This window comes from Dietzia sp. DQ11-71, assembly GCF_014144995.1.
Classification (GTDB): domain Bacteria; phylum Actinomycetota; class Actinomycetes; order Mycobacteriales; family Mycobacteriaceae; genus Dietzia; species Dietzia kunjamensis.
This window is the reverse complement of the sequence record NZ_JAALDT010000414.1, coordinates 1-3,247: the sequence shown is the minus strand read 5'-3', so window position 1 is coordinate 3,247 and position 3,247 is coordinate 1. Positions and strand designations below refer to the sequence as shown.

The window sequence follows — 3,247 nt, the reverse complement described above, 5'->3', positions numbered from 1 at the left end:
GGCCGCCGCCGAAGCCCGCGCGGAAGCCCGGGCCAGAGCCGAGGCCGACGCTCGCGCGGAGGCACGGGCCCGAGCCGAGGCGGAGGCCCGACGGATCGATCGACGCGTGAAGCGCAACAAGGACGCCGGAAAGGAGGAGGACCTGTGATCTCCCCAGAACTCTTCGGCTACCTCATCCCGTCGGTCGTCCTCGCCCCGATGCTGGCGGCCGCCCTCTGTCTGGTGGTCTCCCGCCGACCGCGGGTGCAGAACGTCATCACGATCGCCACCCTGACCGGGGTGTTGGTCATCTCCGGCATCCTGCTGGTGCTGACCGAACAACACGGGATGCACACCGTCCAGGTGGGAGGCTGGGACGCCCCGGTCGGCATCACCCTGGTCGCGGACCGGCTCAGCGCGCTGATGCTGTGCGTATCCGCCGTGATCCTGCTGACGGTCATCATCTACGCCGTCGGCCAGGGTGTCCGCGACGGTGACGGCGACCAGCCGACCTCGGTCTTCCTGCCGACCTACCTCGCGCTGGCCGCCGGCCTGAACGCGGCGTTCATCGCCGGCGACCTGTTCAACCTGTTCGTCGGGTTCGAGATGCTGCTGGCCGCGTCCTACGTCCTGCTCACGCTGGGTGCCAGCCAGGAACGTGTGCGCGCGGGCGTGTCGTACACCGTCGTGTCGATGGTGTCCTCCATGGTCTTCCTGTTGGGCATCGCACTGACCTACTCCGCCGTCGGAACGCTCAACCTGGCGCAGATCGCCACCCGGATGACCGAGGTCCCGGACGGCCTGCGGCACACCATCTTCGCCGTGTTCCTCGTGGCGTTCGGCATCAAGGCCGCCGTGTTCCCGCTGTCCACGTGGCTGCCCGACTCGTACCCGACCGCGCCCGCCCCGGTCACCGCCGTGTTCGCCGGTCTGCTCACCAAGGTCGGCGTCTACGCGATCATCCGCTTCCACACCCTGGTGTTCCCCGGGGGCAGCATGGACGGCGTCCTCCTGGTGGCCGGCCTGTTGACGATGGTCGTGGGGATCCTCGGTGCGATCGCCCAGTCGGACATCAAGCGGATATTGTCGTTCACCCTGGTCAGCCACATCGGCTACATGATCTTCGGGGTCGCCCTGTCCACCGAGTCCGGGCTGAGCGCCGCGATCTACTACGTCGGCCACCACATCGTCGTGCAGACCACACTGTTCCTGGTCGTGGGCCTCATCGAACGGCAGGCGGGGTCGTCCTCCCTCCGGCGGCTGGGGTCCCTCGGCGTCGTCAGCCCGGTCCTCGCCGTCACGTTCCTCATCCCGGCGCTCAACCTGGGCGGGATCCCGCCGTTCTCCGGCTTCGTCGGCAAGCTCGCCGTGGTCCAGGCCGGCGCAGAGGTCGGCGGGGTCCTCATGTGGGTGCTCGTCGCCGGCGCCATGGTCACCAGCCTGCTGACGCTGTACGTGGTCGTGCGCGTGTGGTCCAAGGCGTTCTGGCGGCCCCGGGCGGACGCCCCCGAGGGCGCGATCGCGCTGGCCAAGCCGCTCGCACTGCTGCCGTCCGACGAGTATGTCGAGTTCGACGAGCGCGACGAGGTCGGGCGGATGCCGTGGAGCATGCTGGCCCCGACGTGGGCGCTCATCGTCGTCTCGCTTCTCATGACCGTCTTCGCCGGCCCGCTGCTCGCGGTCACCGACGGCGCCGCCGAGAGTCTGCGGGAGCGTGTCGAGTACCTCGTGACCGTCCCCACCGACGCCACACCCGAACGCTTCGTCGACTCCGTGACGGGGGTGCGCTGACATGGCCCGGAAGATGACGTTGGAGCCGCGGGTGCTCGGCGCCCGCCTGTTCATGACCCTGTGGCTGGCATTCACCTGGGTCCTGCTGTGGGGCAGCATCGACATCGGCACCATCGCCGCCGGACTCATCGTCGCGACCGTGGTGATGGCCGTCCTCCCGCTCCCCCGCGTCCCCGTCGAGGGTCTGCTGCGGCCGGTGTCGATGGTGTGGCTGGTGCTCGTGGTGGCCTACTACCTGGTCCGCTCGTCGTTCGCCGTCGCCTGGCTGTCGGTCCGGCCCCAGGCTCCCCCCCGCTCCGCCGTGCTGCGCGCCCCGATGCGGCTGAAGTCCGACTTCACCCTGGCCCTGGCCGTCAACACCCTCAACCTCATGCCGGGCGGCATCGTCGTCCGCGTCGATCCCGCGGCCCGCTACGTCTACATCCACGTACTGAACACCGGAACCGACGACGCCGTGGAGCATTTCCGATCCCAGACCGCGCACATCGAGACGCTCTACCAGCGCGCCTTCGAGCGCGACGAGGACTGGAAGCCGAGCCCGGAGCACTACTCCGCACCCGCCGACAGCGCCCCGACGACCGTGGGCACCGCGGACTCCGCGGAATCCGCACCCCACGCCGCTAACCAAGCCGCGCCAGCTCACGCCGCCGCAGACCACCCCCCCGCAGACCACACCGACGCAGACGAGCCCGGAGCTGCACGAGTCGAAGCAGAGCAGGCCGAAACAGAGCAGGCCGCAGCCGAGCACGCGGCACACCACGCGGACGACGCGGACGGCCCCACCCCGGAACAGGAGGCCCCCCGGTGAACATCATCTCGCTCATCCTGTGGAGTCTGGCCATCATCGCGCTGACGGCCGCGCTGTTCGCCACGATGATCCGGCTCGTCGGCGGCCCCAACACCCTCGACCGCCTGATCTCCCTGGATGCGCTCGTCGCGGTCGCCCAGGGTGGCATCGGTGTCTACATCGCCTGGTCCAAGGACACCACCCCCGCCGCCGCGCTCGTCGCGCTCGCCCTCGTGGCGTTCCTCGGCTCGGTGTCCGTGGCCCGTTTCCGCGTGAACGACACCGTCGGATCGCCCGAGGAGGCCCTCCCATGACCAACGACCTGGTGGAGATCATCTCCGCACTGTTCGTCCTCGCCGGGGCGCTGCTGACACTTGCCAGCGCGATCGGCCTCGTCCGCTTCCGCGACACCCTCAGCCGCATGCACCCGGCCGCCAAGCCGCAGGTCCTCGGCCTCGTGCTGATCCTGCTCGGCGCCGGGATCCGGATCTTCCCGGACATCGACCTGGGCATGCTCGTGCTGGCCGCGATCGTCGCCGTGTGCACGGCGCCGGTGATCGCGAACCGCGTGGGCAACCTCGCCTACCGGGAGAGCGTCGAGGACGGCACCATCACCCACGAGGCCCCCGTGTTGGAGAAGTTCACCGGGTCGGGCCTCGACGGCAGCGCCGCCAACTGAACCGTCGCGGC

At 69.8% G+C, this 3,247-nt stretch carries 4 protein-coding genes; all 4 read left to right on the top strand.

Going from position 1 to position 3,247, the window contains the following annotated elements; genetic code table 11:
* The first annotated feature begins 144 nt into the window (after positions 1–144).
* The 4 genes from G6023_RS13555 (at position 145) to G6023_RS13540 (ending at position 3,236) form a co-directional block, all read left to right on the top strand.
* Positions 145–1,770 (top strand): Na+/H+ antiporter subunit D, encoded by a 1,626-nt coding sequence (locus G6023_RS13555; RefSeq protein WP_182636006.1) that lies wholly within the window; start codon positions 145–147, stop codon positions 1,768–1,770.
* Position 1,771: 1 nt separating this feature from the next.
* Positions 1,772–2,578 carry a Na+/H+ antiporter subunit E gene (locus G6023_RS13550; RefSeq protein WP_241727865.1) on the top strand — a complete coding sequence of 269 codons (807 nt, stop codon included), beginning with the start codon at positions 1,772–1,774 and terminating at the stop codon, positions 2,576–2,578.
* 65 nt (positions 2,579–2,643) lie between these two features.
* Positions 2,644–2,871, top strand: coding sequence for a monovalent cation/H+ antiporter complex subunit F (locus tag G6023_RS13545; RefSeq protein WP_067719517.1), 228 nt, complete (start codon positions 2,644–2,646; stop codon positions 2,869–2,871).
* Positions 2,868–3,236: a monovalent cation/H(+) antiporter subunit G gene (locus tag G6023_RS13540; protein ID WP_067719292.1), complete on the top strand. Its 369-nt coding sequence runs from the start codon at positions 2,868–2,870 to the stop codon at positions 3,234–3,236. The genes G6023_RS13545 and G6023_RS13540 overlap by 4 nt, the downstream gene beginning before the upstream one ends.
* Positions 3,237–3,247: the final 11 nt, after the last annotated feature.

Coding starts and splice junctions, on each gene's coding strand:
- G6023_RS13540 (WP_067719292.1), top strand. CDS start 2,868: ATGACCAACGACCTGGTGGAGATCATCTCCGCACTGTTCGTCCTCGCC.
- G6023_RS13545 (WP_067719517.1), top strand. CDS start 2,644: ATGATCCGGCTCGTCGGCGGCCCCAACACCCTCGACCGCCTGATCTCC.
- G6023_RS13550 (WP_241727865.1), top strand. CDS start 1,772: ATGGCCCGGAAGATGACGTTGGAGCCGCGGGTGCTCGGCGCCCGCCTG.